Genomic DNA, 23,266 nt, shown 5'->3' on the forward strand with positions numbered 1-23,266 from the left:
GACTGCTTCCATGCCCCCGAAGCTGTATTCCGATACGCGCGATCGATTGACCGTGTGGGCGAGACGTACACCCAGTCGACGGTTGGCGACTGATGCAACCATCGGGGTCTTCGAAGTCGGGCTCGTGGACAGCGCCATGACTTTGGCGGCCCAGGCCTTTACGTCATTGCTCCCGGTCATGATTGCAGCGTCGACCTTGGAGAAGCTGAAGCCGTTGGCTGATGCCGCCAAAGACGACCTCGGCGTCCAACTCCCCGACACCGTATTGACCAGTACCTCTACCGCGGCAGCGTTCGGGATTGTCGGCTTGCTCATGCTGCTGATCAGTTCCACGTCCTACGCTCGCGCTCTCGGCCGGATGTACGGACGGATCTGGAGCGTGCCGACGGCGACACTCCGTCAGGCGTGGCGGTGGTTCGCGGTAGTGTGCGTCGTGGCCGCGTCGGTGGTCGGTGCGGCCCTGTGCCGTGAACTGAATGGCGTTCCGGGAGTGGGCAGAGTCCTGGAATTCACAGCGGTCTACGTCGTGTGGGCACTCGTGTGGACAGCCGTGCCCATGCTGCTGACGGCCAATCGCATGACCACTCGAATGTGCGTCGGGTCAGGATTGCTCACCGCGACGGGCCTGACCGGACTGCACGTGGCCGGCACTCTTTTCCTCCCCCGAATGACAAAGACGTCGCAGGACGAGTTCGGTCTTCTGGGCGTGATGTTCACCGTCATCGGCTGGCTGTTCATCTTCTCGGCCATCGTGGTTGTCGCGTCGTCGATCGTCGGATCAGTGGCCAAAGATTCCGGTCCCCTGGGAATCTGGCTACGGACATCACGCTGAGGTGTTGTCTCGACCTGCAAGCGCTTGCGAGACGGTCGGATAGACGTCGACCTTCAGCGCGCCCTGGTCGGCACCGGACAGAACGTCGCGGAACTGCCCGATGTCGCGTGCCACTCGGAAGCTCACATTCCTGCGTGCCAACGAATCTCGAAGCTGAGCCAACATCTGCGCAGCGCTGACGTCGATGAACGGTGACGTCTCGGCGTCGAGAACGACCATGGTGGTGCCGGCGGTCACCAGACCGGTGATCTGATCACGCACGTGATCGGCATTGGCGAAGAACATCCCCGCTTCGACCCTGACCACTACGACGCCGTCGAGTGTCGTCAGATCAGGATGCCCACTGATGTCGACCCAGCGCGTGCCGTCCTTGGCCAGAGCGGCCACGTGCGGTTTGGAGACCCGATACAGGAGCAGCAACATCGAGACGGCGATTCCGATGATCAGACCGGGCAACGTGTCGAAGAGGAGAACCCCGAACATCGCCGCGATCGCCGCCGCGAAATCGGCCCGGGCAGCGTGCCCGTAGATACTGCCCAACCTCTTCGTCCACACCCGGTACAGCGCTGCGAGAGAGGAGAAATCGACCAGTTCGATCACTGCTGCGATGACCACAGCCGAGAGCGTCGCCTCTGGCAACTTCTCGAACAGGCCGGTGAGAAACAGCAGTGTCACCAGCGTCAGTGCCGCGACCACCAGTCCGCTGACCTGAGATTTGGCGCCCGCTCCTCCGTTGACAGCGGTCTTCGACAGGCTGCCGTTGACCACCATTCCCGAGCAGAGACCCGATCCGAGATTGGCCGCACCCAGTCCTGCCAGTTCACGATTGGCGTCGATGGTGTAGCCGGCCTTGGCCGCGTATGTCTTTGCAGCGCCAAGACCTTCGGCGAAACCGATGAGCAGAACGCCGACCGCCGGTCCGACCAGGTCGAGGTAGTCCTCGGCTCCCACACCACTCGGCAGACCCATCGACGGCAGGCCCGCGTCGATGTGTCCGACAATGTCGATGCCACGATCGTCGAGGCCGAACAACGCTACTGCGGTAATGCCCAGCAGCACGACGAGGAGCGAACCCGGTACGAGCGGAAGCCATCGCTTGACGCCCAGGACCATTGCCAGGCTGAGCAATCCGATGATCACGGTCGGTAGGTCGACCTCACCCAGTTCCTTCACCACTGTCCACGTCTGGACGAAGAAGTTTCCCTCCCCCTTGTCCACGCCCAGGAGTTTGGGTACTTGACCGATGATGATCGTGAGCGCCAGACCGACGATGAATCCCTTGAGAACCGGCTCGGAGATGAAGGACGCGATGAATCCGAGGCGCATGAATCCTGCGAGCAGTCCGACGAGCCCGGTCACGATCGCCAATGCCGCCGACAGCGCGATGAATCGGCCGTCGTTTCCTGAAGCCAATGGCGCGATCATCGCCGCGGACAACGCTGCGGTCGCCGACATCGGCCCGACGATCAGATGGCGCGAACTGCCGGCTGCTGCATACAGAATCAATGACGGAACCGCAGCATAAAGCCCGACCACCGGCGGAACTCCGGCGATGGTGGCGTACGCGAGCGCTTCCGGAACAAGGACAGCCCACACCGTAAGGCCCGCAATGATGTCGGGGCGAAGCCAAGCGCGTTGATAGTCGGACAACGATCCGAAGACCCACCAGGTCCGCGTGTGCGGAGCACTCATAGTCCTTGCACCCCTTTACTGATCTGCATCGCCGCGATCAGGACGAGGAGCCCGACGTTCAGCAAGTGCGTGTTGGTGGCTATCCAGGTGCGGATCTTCAGCAGCGGTTCGGTTGCCTCGTCCTTCTTGATCAGCAGGAGGGCAACAGGTACCGCGACCGAGGTCACGGACACCAACGAGAAGATCACGGCCGAGACGATCTGCGACGTCGGTGCCACGGTGCTGAGACGAAGGTTCATCGCTGCTGCGATGGCACACGACATGTCGATGGGGTTGAGAACGAACAGCGCGAAACCGAGCACACCGGATCGCATTGGTTGGAAGTGCTCAACCGATTGCAGCATCTTCGGCAGCTGAGGGGCCGCAGCCACAACGTCGCCAGGGGCAACTGCAGCCGCCATCGCCTGAACCCCGCGACGACTGCGTGAGTAGACGAACCAGGCACCCGCCAGCAGAGTTGCCCCGAGAACGAGATGGATGATGGGCACCCACAGCGGAGGGTGTGTGCGCTGATGAACCTGGAGTGCGGTCAAGATGACGTACGAACCGGCCAGCGCGACAACTATTCCGAGATACCACCCGATCAGGTACGCAATGCTGTTGATACGCGCTCGTTCGGAAAACAGTACGGCCACAACGGCGACAACCGCCAGCGGGCTCATGATGATCCCGAGCGCCAGCGGGATCTGTTGCAGTAGCAGCGATCCCATAACTACCTCCAGTTGTCAGAGACCGCCGATGCCCTTGCCGATGAGAACAACACCGATAACCAGGATCAACACACTCATCACCGTGGCGTTGTTTTCCTGCAACCACACCTTCAGCTTGGCCAGCGGACCACGCAGTCGCTCCGCGGCAACGAGGTAGCCGATCACGGGCACGCACACTGTGCAGGCCGCGATGATCGTGAAAACCAGAATGGCGACAACAACTTCTCCGGAGCCCAATGACGCGGATCCGATCGAGATTCCGGCCGCGATACACATCATCAGATTCTTCGGATTGATCGCAGCCAGAGCGAAGCCCAAGCCGAGGCCTTTGACAGCGGTCATGTCATCGATGGCGTGCATCCACTTCGGGGTTTCGTGCTCGCCTCCGCGTCCGCGCCATTGCTTGACTCCGAACGCAAGAAGCAATACACCCAACGCCAGCTTGATCCACGACACTGTCGCTGACGGATCACCTTCGGAGTCACCGAGCTTGCTGGACAGAAGCACGAAGATCACGGTGGCGACGACGATTCCCAGTATCCAGCCCAGCGCGAACCCGACGCTCGTGCTGCCGGCACGCTTGGACAACAACATCAAGATTGCCGCGATGATCGGGATCGGCGATACCGCAACGCCGACCGCGAGGGGTAACAGATCCCCGATGACAGATCCCATGCCGACCTCTTCTCTCTCCCGGTCGACACTAGGGGTGGCGACTCTACGGAGCCTCACACAAAAGGGATGAACGGACCCGCGACGACATTCACCCGTAGGGGATGACGCCCCGAGCGCGTACGCGAGTAAGACTGGATCTCACGGATGCGGAGTCCTGGATCGGGCAGCGACGCCGATTGCACTTGACGACATGCGATTTCGAGGCTCGGAGCGCTGCCTTCTCGAACCTCATGGCCCTACGAAATGGAGCGGATACTGATGAATGCTCCCACTCGGTATCAATTCCTCATCGACGGCGAAGTGTCGGACCGCGTCAAGGCCGCATTTCCTGAACTCAGTGTCGCCAGTGCGGCCGGCGGGTTCACCAGTTTGTACGGACCCGTCGCGGACCACACGGCTATGCGGAGCATCATGGCCCGTCTCGATTCCCTCGGCCTGACCGTCGCCGAAATGCGTCGACTCCCAGACTGATCCGAGCCACACCCTGTCGAAATGTCCCACGCACGAGCGATGGTCCCGACCGAGTCGACTCGGTCGGGACCAACTGCTCTCGGGTTGTTCGGTGCCTAGACTCTGTCCCTGTCCCAGGTCGCGACCGCCCAGATCACAACGACATCGAGCGCGATGACCAGGATCGACCACAGTGGGTAATACGGCATCCACAAGAAGTTGGCGATGATCGAGAGCGACGCAATGACGATTGCCGCCGCCCTGGCCCACACTGCACCGGTGAAGAGGCCGAGGGCCACCACGATCCCGATGATGCCCAAGATGATGTGGATCCAACCCCACGTCGTGATGTCGAACTTGTACGTGTAGTTGATACCCACGACAAACAGATTGTTGTCGGCAACGGCCGCGATGCCCTGAAGCAGAGCGACAATGCCTGCGGTGAGCAGCAGAATTGCTGCTGCAAACGTCGTACCTACCGCGAAACCCTGCCGGACAGGGTGATTCGCGGGTTCCCGCGGTGGAGCAGTCATCAGCGTTCCTTTCGACAGAATGCACTTCCCTTACTCAGTCTCGAGGGGCTGGAAGGCGAAAACATCACCCGTCGCGGATGAACCGCAGGTCACCGACCCGTACCCGCTTGCCGGGATCGCAAACCAGGCCTGACACCCTTTTCCTCGACTGAACACAGGCTGTGGCGTACTTGTGGGGGTGTTCACTCAGCTGAACCTGTGCCCACTCAGCAGTAGTCGCACTCGTCATCGCTCTCCGGCACGTCTTCGACGTTCAGCCGGGTGGGTGGACGCGGATGCATGACCGCTTCACGGTTACGGCCCCCTTCGGAGTGCTCGGACACCTGGCACTGAGGTTGGCTGTCGGCCCGTATCTGCGGCGCCTTCTCGAGCAACGCGCCGCGCACATCAAGGGCCGCGCAGAAGTCGGCACGCCTTTCATCGAGTGAACACCCGCTCTAACGCACCGCAGCGAGTGCTCACTCGACAAAACCTGTGTTCACTCAGCAGCAGTCGCACTCGTCACCGCTCTCGGGCACAGCCACAACCGGGCAGCACGGATCACCCTTCCACGCGTTGATGCCTTCTTTCACCGCGATGACGGCGATGACCAGTGCCGCAATCGGATCCGCCCACGACCAGCCGAGCAGCGAGTTGAGCAGCAAACCGACCAACAAGACAGCAGAGAGGTAAGTGCAGAGCAGCGTCTGCTTCGAATCCGCGACCGCCGACAGCGAACCCAACTCCCGACCGGCTCGGCGTTGCGCATAGGACAGGGCCGGCATGATCGCCAAACTCACCGCAGCCAATACTATTCCGACGCTCGTGTGCTGAGCTTCCCCCAGACCGAACAGCGACCGAATCGCGTCGAACGAGACGTACGCAGCGAGCCCGAAGAACGAGAATGCGATCACTCGCAGTGCCGTCTTCTCACGGCTCGTCGGATCCGGCGCCGAGAACTGCCAGGCAACAGCTGCCGCCGAGGACACTTCGATCACCGAATCAAGGCCGAAACCGAACAGTGCTGCGGACGACACCCGTGTGCCCTCCGCCAGCGCGATGATCGCTTCGACGACGTTGTAGCTGATCGTGATCGCCACGAAGATGCGAATTCTTCTCGACAAGAGCGCACGCCGGTAAGTCGAGAGCCCGACACCGTCAACGGGCGCAACCATCAGCAGCACCCCTCTGATTCGCTGTCCGGGCAGTACGACGGATCCACCGCGAGTACGACCCCGAGCAGGTCGTCGAGGGCCCGACCGATATGTACATCGGCGAGTTCGTATCTGGTCCGGCGCCCTTCCGGGACGGCCACCACCAAGCCACAACCGCGCAGGCACGCCAGATGGTTGGACAGCTTCTGCCTGGTCACAGCCAGCGTTTCAGCGAGGTCGGACGGATACCGCGGTGCGGTCTTCAGTTCGAGCAGTATCCGTGTCCGAGTCTCGTCGGACAGTGCATGCCCGAACCTCGCAAGCACCGCCACGTTGGTCACCACATCTACGCCCTCGATATCCATACGTGCGACAGTACATCGAAAACTGGATTCAGAAAACGATGAACTCCGATGGTTCAAGATCCCACCATCGGGTAACGCAAGCGTGAAGCCACCCAACCAAGCGAACACCGGGAGCCCACATCCGATGAACCGTACAAAAGTCGACGACCACGTAGCGATGGCCGAACTACCGACAACCGGAAGCATCTTCCAGGCCTCGTGGCCGGTGCGTACGGGTGACATCCACACCGACAAACAACTGCGCCTCGACGCGATCGCGCGCTACCTCCAAGACGCGGGCTTCGACAATCTCGTCGACCGCGGCGCCATGGATACACACCCGCTGTGGATGGTACGAAGAACGGTGATCGATGTACTCGAACCGGTCGTCTGGCCGGATCGAGTTCACCTACAGCGCTGGTGTTCAGGCCTGTCGAACAAGTGGTGTTCGATGCGAGTTCGCATCAGATCCGATGGCGGCGGGTTGATCGAAACCGAGGCGTTCTGGATCAACATCGACCCGAAGACGGGAATGCCGGCATCCATCAGTGAGAAGTTCACCGCTGCCCTGGCATCAACGGCCGTGGACCAGCATCTTCACTGGCGTCGGTGGATCGACCCGACCCCGGACACGACGCCGTCAGCGGATACGCCGTTCCCGTTGCGCTCGAGCGATTTCGACCCCTTCGATCACGTGAACAACGCAATCTACTGGCAGCCCGTGGAAGATGCGCTGCCCGACAGATTACGAAGCGGGCCCTTTCGCGCGATCCTCGAGTACACCCAGCCCATCAAGAGAGGTGAGCAGGTGAGCGTGCGAACCGGCACGAACACGCTGCACATCGACGCAGGCGACGAGGCACGTGCGTCGGCGCGGTGGTTCGCCTTGACTCCGAAGAACAGCGATCAGGGGTGAAGTTTTCCGAATCCCACGACGGCAGAGTCGGATTGCCAGTCCAGATCATGAACCCGCACCTTGCCGAACTCGTTGCCGCCAACCGTGATCGCAGAGTTGCCGTCCACTGCCACAACGATGTTGGTGTGCTGACCGACCCATCTCGAACTGTCGTAGATCACCACATCACCCACGTTCGGGGTGTACCCGCTGCCGTTCTCGGCGTACGCGCCGATCCCTTGGTAATACTCCTGCAAGGTGTACACCCCCGGGATGCGCCAACTTCCGGAGTTCGGGTTGGACAACGGTCGACCCGCTTCCCTCATGATCCAGCTGACAAAGTCGGCGCACCACTCTTCGTCGATGCCGTCGGAATAGAAGGTGCCCGGACGGTCCTGCTCATGCTCGGATTGCAGTAGCTCGAGCACCCGACCTTGATCAGACGTGAGCGCACTCGCGTCCACCGCCGGGAACTCAGCCGTGCCCCAGGGCAGGTACCGCGATGGTGCGATCGCGACCACCACCACCCCAACCACGATCACGACGCCGAGCACCCCGGCAATCCAGAGCACGATGCGGCGTCGGCGGTTCGATTCGGCAGGACTCACCCTTACGAGTGTGCCAGCCTGCCGCGGACCGAATCGCCAACCACCCCGATGACCTGGCAATTCTCACCAAATTCACACGAATGTGCCACCAAACTATTGCGGTGGCACCAAAGTGGTGCCATAGTGATGCCATGGACTTGACACCGTACGTAGACAACCTTCGCCACGAACTCGCGGTGGCGGCCGAAGCAGGCGGAGAAGACGCAAAGGCACTCGCCGATCGTTTGACCGCACCGCTGGAATCAGCAGTGCGACTCACCCTTCTCGACGCATTGTCTGCGGCAGCCGCCGAGATCACGCGTGACCTCGCCCCGGGTTCGGTGGACCTGCGCCTGCGGGGACGCGAACCCGAATTCGTGGTGGCACCAGCCATCAGTGAACCGGTTCCAGCCCCCGTCGAAGAGGACCCGACTCCGGCACCGCGCCCCGTCACGGAGTCCGACGACGCCTCGATGACTCGAATCAACTTGCGGCTGGGGCAAGACCTCAAAGACCGGATCGAGGCGGCGGCCCGGGAAGCCGGTATCTCCGTCAACGCGTGGCTGGTTCGCTCGGCTGCAACGGCTCTGGAAGGCGGCGCGAACAGAAGCACTCCGAGACAGCGCACGTCCCAAGGTTCCGAAAGCTTCAGCGGCTGGGTGCACTGACACCGGCTTCATCTTTCGCACCACCCTCTTTCATCAACCGAGACAACCTCATCGGGAGTATCACCATGCCTACATTCAGCACACCTGACCCCATCACCTTGAACTTCGACGTGGCAGTCGCACAAATCCGGATCACGGCGAGCAGCCGCAACGACACTGTCGTGGAAGTGTTGCCCAGCAACTCGTCTCGCGAGGTCGACGTTCGAGTCGCCGAACAAACGCGCGTCGAATTCGCAGGTGGCCGGCTGCAGATCAAGACTCCGAAACAGCGCGGCCTCGGCATCTTCGGGAAGACAGGATCTGTGGACATCTCCGTTCAGCTTCCCTCCGGCTCGGAACTCGAAGGCACTGCCGCAGTTGCCAACCTCCGTAGCGAAGGCACTCTCGGACGATCACGGGTGAAGGTTTCCGCGGGCGATTGCACACTGGAAACCACCGGGCCGCTCAACGTCAGCACCGGGGCCGGCGCGATCATCGTCGAGCACGTGGCCGGTGACATCGACACGAGCACCGGGTCCGGAAGCATCCGCATCGGCCGCGTCGACGGCAACGCGGAGGTCAAGAACTCCAACGGCGACATCAACATCGGCACGATCACCGGCGCACTGAAGGCGAAGACCGCCAACGGCAGTGTCGCCGTCGAGCACGCCGAATCCGACGCGAGCGCCGCAACCGCCAACGGCGACATCCGTTTCGAGACCATCGAGAGTGGAGTCGTATCCGCCAAGACGGCCGCCGGGCGAATCCATATCGGCGTTCGATCCGGAACCGCCGCACGATTCGACGCTCATACGTCCTTCGGCCGCGTCGACAACCAGATGAATGCCACGCACGGTCCGGCTTCCACTGAACGCCGGGTAGACGTCCGGGCACACACCAGTTACGGCGACATCGTCATTCGACGTTCGGAGCCCCGAGAAGAATCCAACAAGAAGATCTAGCGAAAGGAACGCTGATGTCCCGTAAACCAGCCATCACCGCGACGGGCCTGAAGAAGGCCTACGACGACAAGACGGTACTGGACGGAATCGACATCTCCGTCGACCGCGGAACCGTCTTTGCGCTCCTCGGCCCCAACGGCGCCGGCAAGACCACCATCGTGGAAATTCTCTCGACCCTCGTTCCGGCAGACGGCGGCAACATCCGCATCGCCGGGTACAACCCTTCCGACGATCCCGACGCGGTGCGTTCGCGCATCGGCGTCACCGGGCAGTTCTCAGCAGTCGACGACTATCTGTCCGGTGAGGAAAACCTTCTCCTCATGGCCGACCTGCACCATCTCGGCAAGGACGAACGTCGAACGCGCACTGAAGAACTCCTGAAGAAGTTCGATCTGATCGACTCCGCGGACAAGCTGGCGTCGACCTACTCGGGCGGCATGCGTCGACGGCTCGACCTGGCAATGACGTTGATCGGACGACCGGAGATCATCTTCCTGGACGAGCCCACCACCGGCCTCGACCCCCGGAGCCGACGCACCATGTGGCAGATCATCCGGGAGTTGGTCGAGGGCGGTGTCACCATCTTCCTCACGACCCAGTACCTCGAGGAAGCTGATCAACTGGCCGACCACATCGCCGTCCTCGATCAGGGACGGATCGTCGCCCAAGGTACGGCAGCGGAACTCAAACGGCACATCCCCGGCGGCCACATTCGTCTTCACTTCTTCGACCGAGATCAGCTCGATTCTGCTGCAGCTGTTTTCGACGAATCATCACGTGACGATGCCGCCTATGTCCTCCAGGTCCCCAGCGACGGGGGTGTCCGCTCGCTGCGCTCTCTTCTCGACCAACTCGACGCTCACTCGATCGACGTCAAGGAACTCTCCGTGCACACACCCGACCTGGACGACGTGTTCCTGACTCTGACCGCCACCGAAAGGACCGACGCGCGATGACCACCATGACGCTTGCCTATCAGGACTCGAAAACCATGCTGCGTCGCAGCATTCGACACATCCTTCGATATCCGTCGATGACGGTGATGCTCGTCGGAATGCCAGTCGTTTTCCTACTGCTGTTCGTCTACGTGCTCGGCGGAACGCTCGGGAACGGCCTCGGCCCCGGCGGTGGCGGCCGAGCCGAGTATGTCAATTACGTTGCACCGGCGATTATTCTGATGACCGTGGCATCAGCGGCACAAGGTACTGCCATCTCCGTCGCAACCGATATGACCGCCGGGATCATTGCACGATTCCGAACGATGGCGATCACGCGCACGTCCGTCCTGACCGGTCAAGTTCTCGGCAGCCTCCTTCAGACGATCGTGAGCCTCGTTGTCGTCATCGCCGTAGCGATAGCCGTCGGCTTCCGGCCCACTGCAGGCTTCGTGGAGTGGGCCGCGACGTTTGCACTCCTCGTCCTGGTCTCCATCGCCATGATCTGGATGTCGGTCGCCTTCGGCCTGGTCAGCAAGAGTGTCGAGACGGCCAGCAACCTTCCAATGGTGTTGATCCTCTTGCCGTTCCTGGGAAGCGGCTTTGTCCCCACCGACTCGATGCCGACTGTGTTGCGATGGTTCGCCGAGTATCAGCCGTTCACTCCGATCATCGAGACTCTTCGAGGACTTCTTCTCGGCGAAGCCATCGGAAACAACGCGATACTCGCGATCGGATGGTGCGTCGCAATCACCTTCCTCTCCTACCTCTGGGCACGGAGTTTGTTCAACCGACGCCCGGTGCGCTGACCTCGAAACACACGATCTTCGAGAACAGGTACGGTGTCGCTGTCGTCGAGTTCCGAGGCGATGGCGACGTCGTGTGGAAACCCCATGGCGATCAACTCACGTCCTGAGGCACAGTCCCGCAGGCGGTCCTCGTACGAATCCGCCACCGCCGCCCACGCATCCGCCGCCATCCGAGCCTCGGGCGATACGTGGCCGTCCCAACCAGCAGCGGTCAGCGCCGTGACAACCGCACCGGCACCCCACAGATCCTCCACCGCCGGGCGCAACTCTCCACCGGGCCACTTCTCCCCGGATGCGACTATCGCAACCCGCGATCCCGGACCATGTTCGTGCACAATCCAATCCGCGACGGCATAAGCGTTCCTCAAGGAAGCGCCGACACACACCGCAACCTCGGACGCCAACGCAAACGCGATAGTCGACCCGTTCGGAGACGGCAGCACCAGCCGACTTGGCGCCTCGGTCTCGCGAATCGTCTTGGGAGACAGACTGATCTGACCCTCTCTGGCCACACTTCGCCGTACAGCCAGAACCGCATCGGCATCACGCGCGTAGTCGACCGCACTCTCGTCATTCCAGGAAAAGGGAAGTACGTCGATTCCCGCGTCGGCGGCAACGCTCAGCGTCGTCGTGAACGAGAGAACGTCTACCACCACTGCCACATCGACGCCGGCAGCAATCGCTTCGGCGCCGCGCAACCCCCAGTCGAATCGAAGTCCGTAATCGAGTTGGCGATGCTCCGGATTCATCGCACCAGCATCTCAGAAACGAATCAGCTTGTCCGGCACGCGCAAGTCATCGTGCTCGTACAGTGCTCGCACGGCAACGGGATCGTCGGCGGCGCACACCGCGGCGACATCGTCCAACAGTAGGTCGTAGTCGGCGCCTGTCTTTCCGTCGTAGGCGTCCGTCATACGACCCCACTCGTCCCACGGCAGAGTTTCGACCTTGTTCATCGCGGCAAGATCCTTCACTGCGTTGCCGCGGATCTCGGCCGGCCCCCAGTTCTCGGTGCCGTACACCCCGAACTGGGACCCGTCGATCACGCCGCGTCGATACGCCAGCCACGCCTCACCACCACTGAGGAATTCTCCCGGCTGCAGGTTATGGGCGTGAGGAAGGACGTTTTGTCCGAGGATCTCCGAATCGATGCGGATCCACCGCTTGCCGGCGTCGTCCCAGTACTCGGTGATCCAGTGGCCCACGCCCTGTCCCGGTTGAAAGTAGGTGGCAAAACCACAGCGGACGCGAGGGGCAATTCCGCGATAGCGCAGAAACGCACAACTCAAAACAGCAAAGTGCCGACAGGTTCCGACGAGCCGCTTGTCGGGTTCTCGGGCGGAGGTCACCGGTGCCGGATCGAGCGCAAGCAGGCGTTGAAGCAGAACGCTTGCCGGCCGGATCTGGTTTTCGTCGAATCGGTCGGTGGGCAGATTCAGCGACCGTGCATCGGTGGGTTGGACCACCAGGTACGGCACTACCCGGCATATTTGCATGGGGTCGGTGGGGAGCGACTCGAGGGCGAGCATGTCCACCCCGTCGATGCGGGTGAACGGTCCTGCTGATGTGTAGTCGAGAACCGCCGTCATGGGCGGAGGTTAACAAACACTGCCGACACAGCAACTCCACTATGGTTAGGGTCCCATAACCATGAAACCCGAGGTTGCCGTGAACCCTATGTTGAGCCGCCGTGCCATGCTGTCCGTCACCTTCGCAACAGCAGCCGGTTTCGCCCTTGCTGCCTGCGGCGACAGTGCGAAAGACGAATCCACTCCCGGCACCGAAGGTGCTCACGCCGAGGTCAACGCCTTCCCGGTGACGATCGACCACAAGTTCGGCTCCACCACCATCGAGCAGGCACCCAGCCGCATCGCAGCGGTCGGTATCGGCGACGCGGACGTTTTGCTTTCCCTCGGGCTGACGCCCGTCCTGGTCCCGGTGTGGAAGGGATCGACCGACGACGGAATCGGCGTCTGGGCCGACTCCGCAGTCCAGGGCGCCGAGCCGACGCCATTGGCCAACGCCACCACCGATTTCGACATCGAAACGATCGTGGCTGCAGCGCCTGACCTGATCATCGCCGTCAACAACGCGATCGACGAGGATCTGTACAAGCAGCTCAGCGCCATCGCGCCGACGGTGCTGCACGCCGCCGATCAGACGGATTGGGTTCTGCCCTGGCAGGAAGTCACGACCCGCATCGGTACGGCTGTGGGCGTTCCCGCGCAGGCAAAGAAGGAGGTCCAGGAAGTCGAAGACCTCATCGTTCGCACCCGCGCGGAGAACCCCCAGTTCGAAGGCAAGACAGCAGCTCTCGTCATTCGCTGGAGCGACGGAAATCTGCGAGCGTTCAGCCCCGAGGCAGCGCGGGCTCAGCTGCTCACGCAATTGGGATTCACGGCGCCTGCCGCACTGAAGGATCGGTTCGCGGGCAAGCTGAACTACGAGATCTCCGCCGAGAACTACGACCTCCTCGAGTGCGACTACCTGCTCTTCGACAACTACGAGAAGGCTCGCGCCGAGATGGAGTCGCAGCCGGCGTTCACCAATCTGAACGTGGTCGAGACCGGAGGCCTGATCAGCTTGGACCCCATCGTCAGTGACGCGGTGTCCATGCCGAACCCACTCACCATTCCGTTTGTGCTGGAAGATTTCGTCGCAAAGATCAATCAGACGATCGCTGGTCGATAACTTTCGTTCGGCCTGACCACACCCACAACACCACAGCCGACACGGCCACGCAGAGCGCAACGATCACCCATGGTGACGCCGGCGCTGCGTGGCCGTTGTCGACGAGGTCGTACACGAATCCGACTCCCACGGTTCCCAGGAGCGCGAGCAGACCGCCGATCGTGTTGAGCATGCCGAAGTGCGCTCCGAGGTTGCTTTCACGACCGAGGATCGCGATGGTGTCTCGCATCGGCGGCACCATCAACATCTGTCCCAGGTGCAGCAGCCCGATCCACACCGCCAGACCGACTATCTGCGTCGACGCCGAAGCTGCGGAGTCGACGCCGGTGACCAGCGGAACCAGGAACGACACCGAAATGAGCACAAGCCCGAAGGTGATCGCGCGCCGATGCCCGATGCGGTGGGCAACCGCGACCGTCGGTCCCTGCCCGACGATCACCAACACCGCCGCGCCCACGTAGAACCATCCCAGCGCCGACTGCGAACCGATTCCGCGCTCGAGCTGTTCCGGAAGCATCAGGTACAGCTGGCTGTACGCAACCAGCTGAAAACTGCAGAGCGTCGCGAAGAGCAGAAAGTTGTTGTTGGTCAGGACACTTCGGCAGACGTCGCGCAGCGTATAGGTCGACACCGGGCCGTCGTGGGCATCGCCCGGTCGGGGGAACCAGATGAAGAACCCGACCCACATGATCGCGAAGAGCAACGCGGCGCTCGACGCCGTCCACGAGAACGGAAACATCAGGAGAGCAGCTCCCAGCGCCGGACCGATCACGGTTCCCAGGCGGCTGCACATCTGTTCCACTGCAAACAAATCGGTACGACGCATAACTCCGGCGGACTCGAGTTCGCGTCCGTACTCCGCGTTGGCCGACTCCACTGCGGGCGCGAAGAGCGCGGCAGCAAAGCCGACCAGGAGCACGCCGACGATCACGGCGCTCATGCTTTCTGCCAGACCGAGCATCAGAAAACCGACTACACGAACGGCTATGCCCAGCAGGATGATCGGACGCTTGCCGAACCTGTCGGCGAGGCTTCCACCGATGAAGAACATGCCCTGCTGACTGAACATCCGCAATCCGAGGACGAGGCCGACAATCCAGGCCGCAAATCCGAGGTCCTCCGAAAGGTGCACCGCCAGAAAGGGGACAACCAGATAGAACCCGATGTTGAAGAGCACCATCGAGAGGAGGAGCAGCTTCACCACCGGCGGCAGGACACGAACCTTCGCGAAGGTCTTGTTACCGGGGAAACGCTCACTGAGTACCACGATCAGAAGACTATTGCCCGCACGGCGTTCTGTGGAAATCTGCCATTTTACAATTGGTTAACTGTCCGTTTAGGTAGCGATGGTAATCATCTTCCGGGGGTTCGAGCACACGACAACGAGAGCCGGGATTTGATGAATGGATTGACGCGCCGCCAGATGGTCAAGGCGATGGCGGTAGCCGCGGGCACAGTCACCGCGAGCGCATTTACATTGGGTGCCAATACCTCCGTCGCGGGGGCGAGCCCCGCGCAGGAGATCAAAGTGCTCTCCCTCAACACCTGGCACGGCGGAACCAAGATCAACGGTGGCCTGCAGCTGATCGCCGACATGATCATCTCGACACAGGCGTCGATAGTTCTCCTGTCGGAAGCCGGCACTGCGACAACTGCATTGGCGGACATGCTGACCAAATCAGGAACCACCTTCTACGGAGCAGCGTCCTCCGACGTGGGGATTCTCTCCAAGTTTCCGATCGAGGAAACAGCCGACCTGAACTCGATGATCAAGGCAGTCGTGACGGTCGACGGCAAACAAATCGCCGCCTACTCGGCACATCTGGCCTACACGTCCTACGCGACGTATCTACCGCGCGGATACGGCGCGGGTGTTCCCAAACCCGGAGAGTTCTCCGAGTTCGGCTGGAACAAGATGCCGTCCGGTCCGGTCACGGACCCCGAGACGGTTCAGCGCGTGAACATCAATTCGGGACGACCCAAGGCAATTTCGACGTTCGTCGACGATGCGGCAAAAGAACGGGCCAAGGGCAGATCCGTCATCCTCGGTGGCGATTTCAACGAACCATCGGCCCTGGATTGGACCGACGGCACGCGAAATCTGTTCGACCACAACGGTGTAGTCGTTCCTTGGGAATCCACCCGCCTGCTCGACCAAGCCGGATTCGTCGACGCTTACCGCAGTAAGTACCCGAACCCGGCCACACACCCGGGCTTCACCTGGCCGTCCGACAATCCCGACGTCGACACCTCACAGCTCACCTGGGCACCCGAGGCAGACGAACGCGATCGGATCGACTACATCTTCGCCGATCGCGCTTCCGACCTGAAGTTGGGATCTGTAGGAATCATCGGACCCCGAAAGACGATCGTGCACAACCAAAGAGTGGAAGAGAACTCCCAGGACAACTTCATCGCTTCGCCGACGCCGTGGCCGACCGATCACAAAGCCGTTCTTGCGACGTATCGTTTTGCCAGCTTCGGCGGCGGATCATCGACCGGTTCGTGGAGCGGTTCCTGACAGGGCATCTCGTAGCCAGTCGATCATCATCGGCGTCAACTCGGGCAGCTTGGTCACTGCGCAGTGCCCCGCATCCGGGATGACGTGTACCTGAGTGTTCGGGCGCTCCTCGAAGAGAGTGGTGTCCGAGAGCGGAATGTGAACGTCGTCGGCCCCGTTGACCACAAGCATCGGGGTCCGGCCGTCGTCTGCGGTCATCAAGGCACTGCGATCGAAAGCACGGAGACCTTGTACCAGTGCATCTTTGGTTGCCGGCGCATCGAAACCCAGTGCGTTTCCGACGATGTCACCCATGCCGTAGACCAGGCGCTCCGCGTTCGCGGTCTCGAACGCGCCCTTGACCGGGGCGCCGATGTTGATCACCGCATCGACGGCGCCGGTCAACCCCGACCGCACGGCGAAGTTGCCACCGAAGGAGACTCCCAGGTGTGCCACCTGGCCATTGCCGAGGGCGCGAGCCGTCGCCACCAGTCCGTCGATCACCTCGTCACCGAAAGCGTCGAGAGGAACCGGTGATTCACCAGTTCCCGGCTGGTCGAAGGCAACAACAGTCACTCCGGCGTTCTTCGCGAACGCACTGACCAACGGATGCATGTCCATCTTCCAGCCGTCGACGCCGCCGCTGAGCAACAGGGCGGGTGCATCCTCGTACCTTCCGTCCACGGAGAGAATGTGTACCGGTAGCTCGATCTCGCCGTTTCGGTAGGGCAGGGACAGGATTCGACGCTCGAACTCGAGCCCGAATCCCGGTGCTGCCTTGACGTATTCGTCCACCTGATTCTGCAGGGCCCGGCGCCGCGAATCGTTGGCCAGGACGGGGAACTTGGCGATTCCGTAGATCATCGCCGCGAGTGAATGATTGCCGGCCGCGGAGTACTTTGCTGCCAACGCCGACCACTCGTACGACCAACCACCCGGCGCGTCGGCCCAGGTCGAGTGGATGGACGCGCGCAGTTCCTCGAGATCCGAGACGGGGAGCCCGAAGCTCAGAAACTGTCCTGTGCGCTCTTCGAAGAGGCCTCGGTGATCGACAGGAAATTCGTATGACATGGGAAAACACCCCTCAATTTATCTCTAATGCAACGATCAGTTGCATTAGCTCAGTGAACCACGTGCCTCCAGCTAACACAACACCTTGTTGCGATAAGGTTGGCTCATGACTTCGACACCACAACGGCCCGGAGGGCGTAGTGCCAGGGTGCGCGAGGCCGTCATGGCAGCCACGGCGGCCGAATTGTCCGAACGCGGATTCGCGGCGATGACTATCGAGGACATAGCCGCCCGCTCCGGAGTCCACAAGACCACGATCTACCGGCGGTGGAGCACGCTGTCCCAGTTGGTGGCCGACGCGGCGATCGAGGTATCGGCAACCACCGTCCCCATCCCGGATACCGGTTCCATCGAATCCGACCTGCGCGAGATGGCCAGATCGATAGTCGCACTGGTGACCAGCGAGTCAGGCGGCGCGTTGGTGGCTGCACTGTTCTCCGACGCGGTCCGCACGCCCGAGGTCGCGAGACTCAAGCGCGAGTTCTATTCCGCACGTTACGAACTGGCAGACATCGTCGTTCGCCGAGCAGTCGAGCGCGGGGAGATCTCCGAGAAGGTCTCGGCCGCTGATCTTCTGGCGGCCGTCGCCGCACCCATCTACTATCGCCTGCTGGTCGCCGATCTACCCGTCGACCAGTCGGTTGCCGATCGTGCTGCTGCCGGTGCGCTCGCTGCGGCCCGCGCCGGGGCACTCGATCAGGCCGAATGAGCCAGTGAATTCAGCGCTTCCACGATTGCCTCGTTGAATCCGCTGCCGCCATGCCCGGCGCCGTCGAGTACCACCAACTCACTACCCGGCCAACGCCGGTGGATCGCCCAGGCAGTGTCGAGTGGCCCGGAAATGTCATACCGTCCGTGCACGAGAATCGCGGGAATCTCAGCGAGACGGTCCATTCCGTCCAATATCTGATTCGGCGCCAGGAAGCAGTCGTTACCCCAGTAATGCGTAACCAGCCTGGTCATCACCCGGCGGAAGTCCGGATTCTGGTATCGAACACTCGGAGTCCACCCCGGCATCAGCGACACGTGCACGTCTTCCCAACGGCACCACTGCAACGCGGCATTCTCGCGCACAACAGGATCCGGATCGGCAAGCAGTCGCGCGTACGCCGCGGGGAGGTTTCCGTCACGCTCGTCCACCGGCAACGGCGCCACGAACTCTTCCCATTCACGCGGAAATACCCGGCCCATGGCACGGGTGATCCACTCGATTTCGACCCTCGTCCCGCCGGTGATCGCGCCCAGGGCCATCGCTTGCACCCGCGCGGGAAACGCCTGCGCGTACACCAGACCCAAACTCACGCCCCAGGAAAGTCCCGTCACGATCCATCGCTCGATACCGAGATGCTCACGAAGACGCTCGATGTCTTCCACAATGTGCGCCGTGGTGTTCACGGTCAGATCGACGTCCGGACTGCTCGCTAGCGGAAGACTGCGCCCACAGCCTCGCTGATCGAACAGAACTGCGCGAAAGACTTCGGGATCGAAGAAACGCCTGGCGCCGACAGTGCATCCCGAACCAGGACCGCCGTGGAGGTAGAGAACCGGAATGCCCGCCGGATTGCCGACTGTCTCCCAGTACAGACTCTGACCATCCGCCACTTCCAACAGACCGGACTCGTACGGTTCGACGGGCGGGTACAGGACAGCAGTCATAGGCGGTGATTCTTCCATCAAGCTGCCTACTCGAGTAGGCAGCACGCGGCCGAGCAATGGCCTAGCGTGGACAGGACACCACTGCGACGGGAGTACACCAGATGCGTGATGGGTTCAGGTTGCCGGGATACGGCGGCGCCGCAGTCTTCCTTCGCAGTCATGCGGTTCCCGCCACTGTCTTCGAATCCGACGTACCCACACTCGTTTTCGACGTCGGGCTGCTCAGCCCCGACCGCTTCAATCAGTATCTCAGCCGACATACGGACGACGGATTCGTCGAACGGCTGGCGGCGTTCTTCTTTCACGCGGCCGCAGACTTCCATCCCGAGAAATCGCTTCCGGCGTTCACCGACGAACGACTCGGGCTGATGATCTCGGTCTGTTCCAGCACCGATCGAGAGGTGGAACTCGACTTCTCACTCGCCGAAGATCCCGAATCGGAGGACACCGAACGCGACGAGATGACCTTCGAGACAAGCCGAGTCGTCCTCGCGACCTCGGCGCAGACGGTTTCTCGACTGACCGGTGGAGTAACCACCCACTTCGACGGGGAGTTGTAGAGACATGGGTTTTCTCTTCGAGGTTCTCGATTTTCCCGAAGGCAGTCGGATGACCGATCTGTGGAACAACACATGGGCTGAGCCGGCAATGGGCGAGGAGATTGCCTCCGGCCACTTCATTCATCTGGGCGACGATCAACACGTCGACGTGGAGACCGATTTTCTCAGTAGCCACCTACCGTTCAACGTGGCAGGCTTCGGTGGAGTCTTTCCCGACGGCAAACCTTGGATGTTCGTCATGCAGAAGGCGCCGGCGGACCTCGCGACCAGGCTTCGCGGCGAGGACGATCCGCACTCACTTCTGCGCGGATCACTCGACCGCGCCATGTCTTTCAACCCTGATGCACTGGTGGCCGAGGAATTGTCCTGGAGGCACGCCGATCTGGTGAAGGTGTACGAGGAAGAGGGAATCCCTGCGGTATCCGTCGCGGGTTGGTCGGTTGCGGATCTCCTGCGTGGCCTCTTGGCGCAGTGTTGCAACGTCGAACTTGCCGCCGTCGTCGCCGGATACCCAGAGTGCGCCTATCCCGAATCGGCGCATGCGTGCGAAGCGGACGTGTTCTCAGACGTGTTCGCCGGTTGGGTCAGCGGACTGCGGTGATGTGACGGAGGAGACTCCACCCTCCCGATATTTCGGAGTAGACTCATTTATGAGCGTGATCCGAAATGGAACGAGGTGAGCGGGATGACGAAGCCGGACCAAGAGCTGGGCCGTCGCGAACGCAACAAACTCGAGAAGCAGACACGCATCTTCGACGCCGCTGCCGAACTGTTCGCGGAAAAGGGCTACAGCGCAGTCACAACTCAAGAAATTGCCGACCGCGCCGATGTAGCCGGCGGCACTCTCTTTCGTTACGCCGCAAGCAAAGCCGAGTTGCTGCTCATGGTGTACAACGCGGAATACCGCAAGCAGATCGAATTGGGAGAAGAGCGTGAAGCCAAGTCGACCGGCACAGAAGATCGTGTGCTCGAGCTGGTTTCACCCCTGCTGATCGCAAGTCGCCGAAACGACGAGAACACCGGCATCTACCAACGCGAGGTGTTGTTCGGTGAGCCCAGCGAGTGTTTCCGGGCCGAAGGCCTGGAACTCTCGCAGCGCCTGCAAACGCGGATTGCGCAAATCTTGCGCGAGGCACACCCCCACCACACCACCCGAACCACCACTGCAGCGCGAACGATTTCCAACGTGCTGCACTTCGAAATAGCCCGCGCGGCATTGGACCGGATCACGGCTGACGAACTCACGAACATCGTTGCCGCACAGGTCCGATTGACGCTTGCCGGACTACCCACCGAATAGGATTGAGGATCGAAAATGACTGAACTGAAGCAGATCACCGTTCTGGGTACCGGAGTTCTCGGCTCACAGATCGCCTATCAGACCGCCTATCACGGCTTCGACGTCGTCGCGTACGACATCAACGCCGAGGTCATCGAAAAGGCCAAGGCTCGGTTCGACTCGTTGGCCGCGGCCTACAAGGCCGAGAACGTCGAGGGTTCCAAGGAAGGCAAGGCTGACGAAGCGCTGCAACGTATTACGTACTCGTACGATCTAGGCGAAGCCGTCGCCAAGGCCGACCTGGTCATCGAGGCAATTCCCGAGGACATCGCCATCAAGCGCGACACCTACGAGAAGCTTGCCACGGTTGCTCCTGAGCACACGGTGTTCGCTACCAACTCCTCGACGCTGCTGCCGAGCGATCTCAAGGAGTTCACCGGCCGCCCCGAGAAGTTCCTCGCACTGCACTTCGCAAATCACGTGTGGGTCAACAACACTGCCGAGGTCATGGGCACCGAGTCCACCGACCCCGCCGTGTACCGCGAGGTCGTCGAGTTCGCGAAGAACATCGGCATGGTGCCGATCGAACTCAAGAAGGAGAAGGCGGGCTACGTACTCAACTCGCTCCTGGTCCCGCTCCTCAACGCGGCCTCCGACCTGCTGATCGACGGCATCGCCGATCCCGACATGGTCGACAAGACGTGGCGTATCGGCACCGGAGCCCCGTTCGGCCCCTTCCAGATCATGGACGTCGTCGGGTTGACCACCGTCTACAACATCTCCTCCCAGGGCGGCGAGAAGCAGCGCGAATTCGCCGACTACATCAAGAAGAACTACATCGACGAGGGCAAGCTCGGCGTTGCTGTCGGCGAGGGCTTCTACAACTACAAGGGCTGATCAACTGCAACGCTGATCAACTGCAGGGCTGATCAACTGCAGGGCTGATCAACCAACCGGCTCACCGCGCGGTGGTTACGACGTGAATTCACGTGGTAGCCACCGCGCGGACGTCTGTTGTCAGTAAGTCCGAAACCACCCTGAGCGATTGTGACGCAAGCTTCTTCACGTGCGAACCCATCATCAGGAGAGATCCCCACATGCGTCGTTCCGCCATCTCGGCACTCACAACACTGGCACTGCTCGGCGCCGGAACATTGGTCAGCACTCCCGCTGTCGCCGCTCCCCTCGCGTGTGGCGGAATCTCCACCGGTTCGTTCTCAGGCTCCGCCGGCGGATCGGAGTACCTGTGCGCCAAGGAAGGTGATCTCCTGGACGTGCGCATCGGCGACGTTCACGCGACACAACCGTCCCTCGGCTACGACGAGGTGTACTACAAGCTCGGGCGATACACGCTCGGAAAAGACACGATCAACAAGAAGTTCGACGACTGGTGTGAGGCGAACGGCCAGATCCAGGCCGCGACCGCTACTGCGGCGTCGACACTGAAGGACCCGTCGTCCTTCACCTGCCAGCTCCCGGTGGGTCAGGAAACCGCGGAGAGCATCGCGCCCATGAAGACCGTGGTCGTCGGTCCCCGCGGCGATCTCTACCTGACCGACGGTCACCACACCCTCACGTCCTTCATCGAGACGGCCGACGGCGGTCCCGACCTTCACGTGAGACTGCGGGTTCTCGGCAACCTCAGCGGCTTGAGTGAAGGTGCCTTCTGGACCGAGATGGAGAAGAACAAGTGGGTCTGGTCGCGTGACGTCGACGGAAACCAGGTACCGGTCCAGGCTCTGCCGAAGAGCGTCGGCCTGGCCAACTTCGCCGACGACAAGTACCGCAGCTTGATGTACTTCTCCCGCGACATCGGATTCGCCGCAGGCACGATTCCGTTCCAGGAGTTCTACTGGGGCGCCTGGGTCCGCGACACCGCGCCCGTCGACCTCACCAACTGGAATCGCGATGATCTCTCCAGCTACCTGGGCACCGTGAAGTCGGTGACCAAAGCACAGACAGCGTTGACGGGCGATGCCGTCGTCGACAGCGGATTCACTGCCACCGATCTTGGCGTCCTGTCGGCCTGGAACGACGGCAAAGCCGAGTCCAAGGGCGAGTTCGCAAAGCTGTCCAAGCCGTACACAGACGACAAGCCGGGCAAGATCGCCTACGCACTTGCCTACAAAGCAACCCTCTGACCTGCTCAGATCCAAGTCACACCAAGCAGACTTGACTAAGGTAAGCCTCTACTCAGTAGTCTGAACCCATTCGGGTGCCGCTTCATCGAAGCAGCGACGCCCTGCCCTGACGGAATACATGCCGTCGTATCTGCCCGGTCGAACAATCTCCGGGCAACCAGGAC

At 61.5% G+C, this 23,266-nt stretch carries 28 protein-coding genes; 16 read left to right on the forward strand and 12 right to left on the reverse strand.

What is annotated here, in order from left to right:
* Window positions 1-10 precede the first annotated feature (10 nt).
* Entirely contained in the window at window positions 11-832 is an 822-nt protein-coding gene (locus RHP72_RS27310) for a hypothetical protein (protein ID WP_003942972.1), read from the forward strand.
* On the opposite strand, the gene RHP72_RS27315 is transcribed toward RHP72_RS27310, so the two are convergent.
* Genes RHP72_RS27315 through RHP72_RS27325 form a run of 3 tightly spaced genes read right to left on the reverse strand, consistent with a single transcriptional unit; the run spans window position 824 to window position 3,909 of the window.
* Entirely contained in the window at window positions 824-2,524 is a 1,701-nt protein-coding gene (locus RHP72_RS27315) for a SulP family inorganic anion transporter (RefSeq protein WP_075834736.1), read from the reverse strand. The genes RHP72_RS27310 and RHP72_RS27315 overlap by 9 nt on opposite strands.
* On the reverse strand, window positions 2,521-3,234 hold the full coding sequence (locus RHP72_RS27320; RefSeq protein WP_042451601.1) for a GAP family protein: 714 nt from the start codon (window positions 3,232-3,234) through the stop codon (window positions 2,521-2,523). The genes RHP72_RS27315 and RHP72_RS27320 overlap by 4 nt, the downstream gene beginning before the upstream one ends.
* 15 nt (window positions 3,235-3,249) lie before the next feature.
* The gene (locus RHP72_RS27325; protein WP_007730384.1) at window positions 3,250-3,909 is read right to left on the reverse strand and encodes a GAP family protein; all 660 of its coding nucleotides are present in this window, start codon (window positions 3,907-3,909) and stop codon (window positions 3,250-3,252) included.
* A gap of 258 nt (window positions 3,910-4,167) precedes the next feature.
* Between RHP72_RS27325 and RHP72_RS27330 the strand changes: the two genes are divergently transcribed.
* A complete protein-coding gene (locus RHP72_RS27330; protein WP_003943015.1) occupies window positions 4,168-4,380 on the forward strand; it encodes a hypothetical protein in 213 nt (70 codons plus the stop codon).
* Window positions 4,381-4,475: 95 nt separating this feature from the next.
* Here RHP72_RS27330 and RHP72_RS27335 read toward each other — a convergent pair whose 3' ends face one another.
* Window positions 4,476-4,892, reverse strand: a complete 417-nt coding sequence (locus RHP72_RS27335) for a hypothetical protein (RefSeq protein ID WP_003943077.1) — start codon at window positions 4,890-4,892, stop codon at window positions 4,476-4,478.
* Between the two features lie 275 nt (window positions 4,893-5,167).
* Between RHP72_RS27335 and RHP72_RS27340 the strand changes: the two genes are divergently transcribed.
* On the forward strand, window positions 5,168-5,320 hold the full coding sequence (locus RHP72_RS27340) for a cyclase/dehydrase (protein WP_065456526.1): 153 nt from the start codon (window positions 5,168-5,170) through the stop codon (window positions 5,318-5,320).
* Window positions 5,321-5,374: 54 nt separating this feature from the next.
* Here RHP72_RS27340 and RHP72_RS27345 read toward each other — a convergent pair whose 3' ends face one another.
* A complete protein-coding gene (locus tag RHP72_RS27345) occupies window positions 5,375-6,046 on the reverse strand; it encodes a cation transporter (protein ID WP_311094058.1) in 672 nt (223 codons plus the stop codon).
* Window positions 6,046-6,390 (reverse strand): helix-turn-helix transcriptional regulator, encoded by a 345-nt coding sequence (locus RHP72_RS27350; RefSeq protein ID WP_007730375.1) that lies wholly within the window; start codon window positions 6,388-6,390, stop codon window positions 6,046-6,048. Before RHP72_RS27350 ends, RHP72_RS27345 begins: the two co-directional genes overlap by 1 nt.
* Window positions 6,391-6,514: 124 nt before the next feature.
* Between RHP72_RS27350 and RHP72_RS27355 the strand changes: the two genes are divergently transcribed.
* Window positions 6,515-7,285, forward strand: coding sequence for an acyl-[acyl-carrier-protein] thioesterase (locus tag RHP72_RS27355; RefSeq protein WP_075834740.1), 771 nt, complete (start codon window positions 6,515-6,517; stop codon window positions 7,283-7,285).
* Here RHP72_RS27355 and RHP72_RS27360 read toward each other — a convergent pair.
* A complete protein-coding gene (locus tag RHP72_RS27360; protein WP_311094059.1) occupies window positions 7,276-7,872 on the reverse strand; it encodes a CHAP domain-containing protein in 597 nt (198 codons plus the stop codon). The genes RHP72_RS27355 and RHP72_RS27360 overlap by 10 nt on opposite strands.
* A gap of 131 nt (window positions 7,873-8,003) precedes the next feature.
* Between RHP72_RS27360 and RHP72_RS27365 the strand changes: the two genes are divergently transcribed.
* The 4 genes from RHP72_RS27365 (at window position 8,004) to RHP72_RS27380 (ending at window position 11,204) form a co-directional block, all read left to right on the forward strand.
* Window positions 8,004-8,519 carry a toxin-antitoxin system HicB family antitoxin gene (locus RHP72_RS27365; RefSeq protein ID WP_007730367.1) on the forward strand — a complete coding sequence of 172 codons (516 nt, stop codon included), beginning with the start codon at window positions 8,004-8,006 and terminating at the stop codon, window positions 8,517-8,519.
* A 65-nt stretch (window positions 8,520-8,584) separates the two neighbouring features.
* Window positions 8,585-9,460 carry a DUF4097 family beta strand repeat-containing protein gene (locus tag RHP72_RS27370; protein ID WP_075834742.1) on the forward strand — a complete coding sequence of 292 codons (876 nt, stop codon included), beginning with the start codon at window positions 8,585-8,587 and terminating at the stop codon, window positions 9,458-9,460.
* 14 nt (window positions 9,461-9,474) lie between these two features.
* Entirely contained in the window at window positions 9,475-10,416 is a 942-nt protein-coding gene (locus RHP72_RS27375) for a daunorubicin resistance protein DrrA family ABC transporter ATP-binding protein (protein ID WP_007730361.1), read from the forward strand.
* Window positions 10,413-11,204 (forward strand): ABC transporter permease, encoded by a 792-nt coding sequence (locus RHP72_RS27380; protein ID WP_311094060.1) that lies wholly within the window; start codon window positions 10,413-10,415, stop codon window positions 11,202-11,204. The genes RHP72_RS27375 and RHP72_RS27380 overlap by 4 nt, the downstream gene beginning before the upstream one ends.
* On the opposite strand, the gene RHP72_RS27385 is transcribed toward RHP72_RS27380, so the two are convergent.
* Together RHP72_RS27385 and RHP72_RS27390 are read right to left on the reverse strand one after the other, a co-directional pair.
* Window positions 11,159-11,953 carry a 2-phosphosulfolactate phosphatase gene (locus RHP72_RS27385; protein ID WP_054780763.1) on the reverse strand — a complete coding sequence of 265 codons (795 nt, stop codon included), beginning with the start codon at window positions 11,951-11,953 and terminating at the stop codon, window positions 11,159-11,161. The genes RHP72_RS27380 and RHP72_RS27385 overlap by 46 nt on opposite strands.
* Window positions 11,954-11,965: 12 nt before the next feature.
* Window positions 11,966-12,793: a transglutaminase-like domain-containing protein gene (locus RHP72_RS27390; RefSeq protein WP_311094061.1), complete on the reverse strand. Its 828-nt coding sequence runs from the start codon at window positions 12,791-12,793 to the stop codon at window positions 11,966-11,968.
* A gap of 88 nt (window positions 12,794-12,881) precedes the next feature.
* Here RHP72_RS27390 and RHP72_RS27395 point away from each other — a divergent pair, with 88 nt between their 5' ends.
* Window positions 12,882-13,895 carry an ABC transporter substrate-binding protein gene (locus RHP72_RS27395; protein WP_231917411.1) on the forward strand — a complete coding sequence of 338 codons (1,014 nt, stop codon included), beginning with the start codon at window positions 12,882-12,884 and terminating at the stop codon, window positions 13,893-13,895.
* On the opposite strand, the gene RHP72_RS27400 is transcribed toward RHP72_RS27395, so the two are convergent.
* Complete coding sequence (locus tag RHP72_RS27400) at window positions 13,870-15,162, reverse strand: MFS transporter (protein WP_311094063.1); 1,293 nt, start codon at window positions 15,160-15,162, stop codon at window positions 13,870-13,872. The genes RHP72_RS27395 and RHP72_RS27400 overlap by 26 nt on opposite strands.
* A 132-nt stretch (window positions 15,163-15,294) precedes the next feature.
* Here RHP72_RS27400 and RHP72_RS27405 point away from each other — a divergent pair, with 132 nt between their 5' ends.
* The gene (locus tag RHP72_RS27405) at window positions 15,295-16,416 is read left to right on the forward strand and encodes an endonuclease/exonuclease/phosphatase family protein (protein WP_064075055.1); all 1,122 of its coding nucleotides are present in this window, start codon (window positions 15,295-15,297) and stop codon (window positions 16,414-16,416) included.
* Here the strand turns inward: RHP72_RS27405 and RHP72_RS27410 are convergent.
* On the reverse strand, window positions 16,387-17,466 hold the full coding sequence (locus tag RHP72_RS27410) for an alpha/beta fold hydrolase (protein WP_311094064.1): 1,080 nt from the start codon (window positions 17,464-17,466) through the stop codon (window positions 16,387-16,389). The two genes, RHP72_RS27405 and RHP72_RS27410, sit on opposite strands and share 30 nt — an antisense overlap.
* Before the next feature lie 106 nt (window positions 17,467-17,572).
* Between RHP72_RS27410 and RHP72_RS27415 the strand changes: the two genes are divergently transcribed.
* Window positions 17,573-18,175, forward strand: a complete 603-nt coding sequence (locus RHP72_RS27415) for a TetR/AcrR family transcriptional regulator (protein ID WP_256938547.1) — start codon at window positions 17,573-17,575, stop codon at window positions 18,173-18,175.
* Here the strand turns inward: RHP72_RS27415 and pip are convergent.
* Window positions 18,163-19,122, reverse strand: a complete 960-nt coding sequence (gene pip / locus RHP72_RS27420) for a prolyl aminopeptidase (protein WP_007730337.1) — start codon at window positions 19,120-19,122, stop codon at window positions 18,163-18,165. The two genes, RHP72_RS27415 and pip, sit on opposite strands and share 13 nt — an antisense overlap.
* Window positions 19,123-19,223: 101 nt before the next feature.
* Here pip and RHP72_RS27425 point away from each other — a divergent pair, with 101 nt between their 5' ends.
* From RHP72_RS27425 to RHP72_RS27445, 5 genes are all read left to right on the forward strand, one after another.
* Entirely contained in the window at window positions 19,224-19,682 is a 459-nt protein-coding gene (locus RHP72_RS27425) for a hypothetical protein (protein ID WP_003942982.1), read from the forward strand.
* Window positions 19,683-19,686: 4 nt separating this feature from the next.
* Window positions 19,687-20,283: a hypothetical protein gene (locus RHP72_RS27430; RefSeq protein WP_007730333.1), complete on the forward strand. Its 597-nt coding sequence runs from the start codon at window positions 19,687-19,689 to the stop codon at window positions 20,281-20,283.
* Between the two features lie 84 nt (window positions 20,284-20,367).
* A complete protein-coding gene (locus RHP72_RS27435) occupies window positions 20,368-20,982 on the forward strand; it encodes a helix-turn-helix domain-containing protein (RefSeq protein ID WP_311094066.1) in 615 nt (204 codons plus the stop codon).
* A 15-nt stretch (window positions 20,983-20,997) separates the two neighbouring features.
* Window positions 20,998-21,858, forward strand: a complete 861-nt coding sequence (locus RHP72_RS27440) for a 3-hydroxyacyl-CoA dehydrogenase (protein ID WP_311094067.1) — start codon at window positions 20,998-21,000, stop codon at window positions 21,856-21,858.
* Window positions 21,859-22,058: 200 nt separating this feature from the next.
* Entirely contained in the window at window positions 22,059-23,102 is a 1,044-nt protein-coding gene (locus RHP72_RS27445; RefSeq protein ID WP_003942919.1) for a ParB/Srx family N-terminal domain-containing protein, read from the forward strand.
* Window positions 23,103-23,266: the final 164 nt, after the last annotated feature.

The organism is Rhodococcus sp. SG20037 (assembly GCF_031763325.1).
GTDB classification, from domain to species: Bacteria; Actinomycetota; Actinomycetes; order Mycobacteriales; family Mycobacteriaceae; genus Rhodococcus_F; species Rhodococcus_F qingshengii.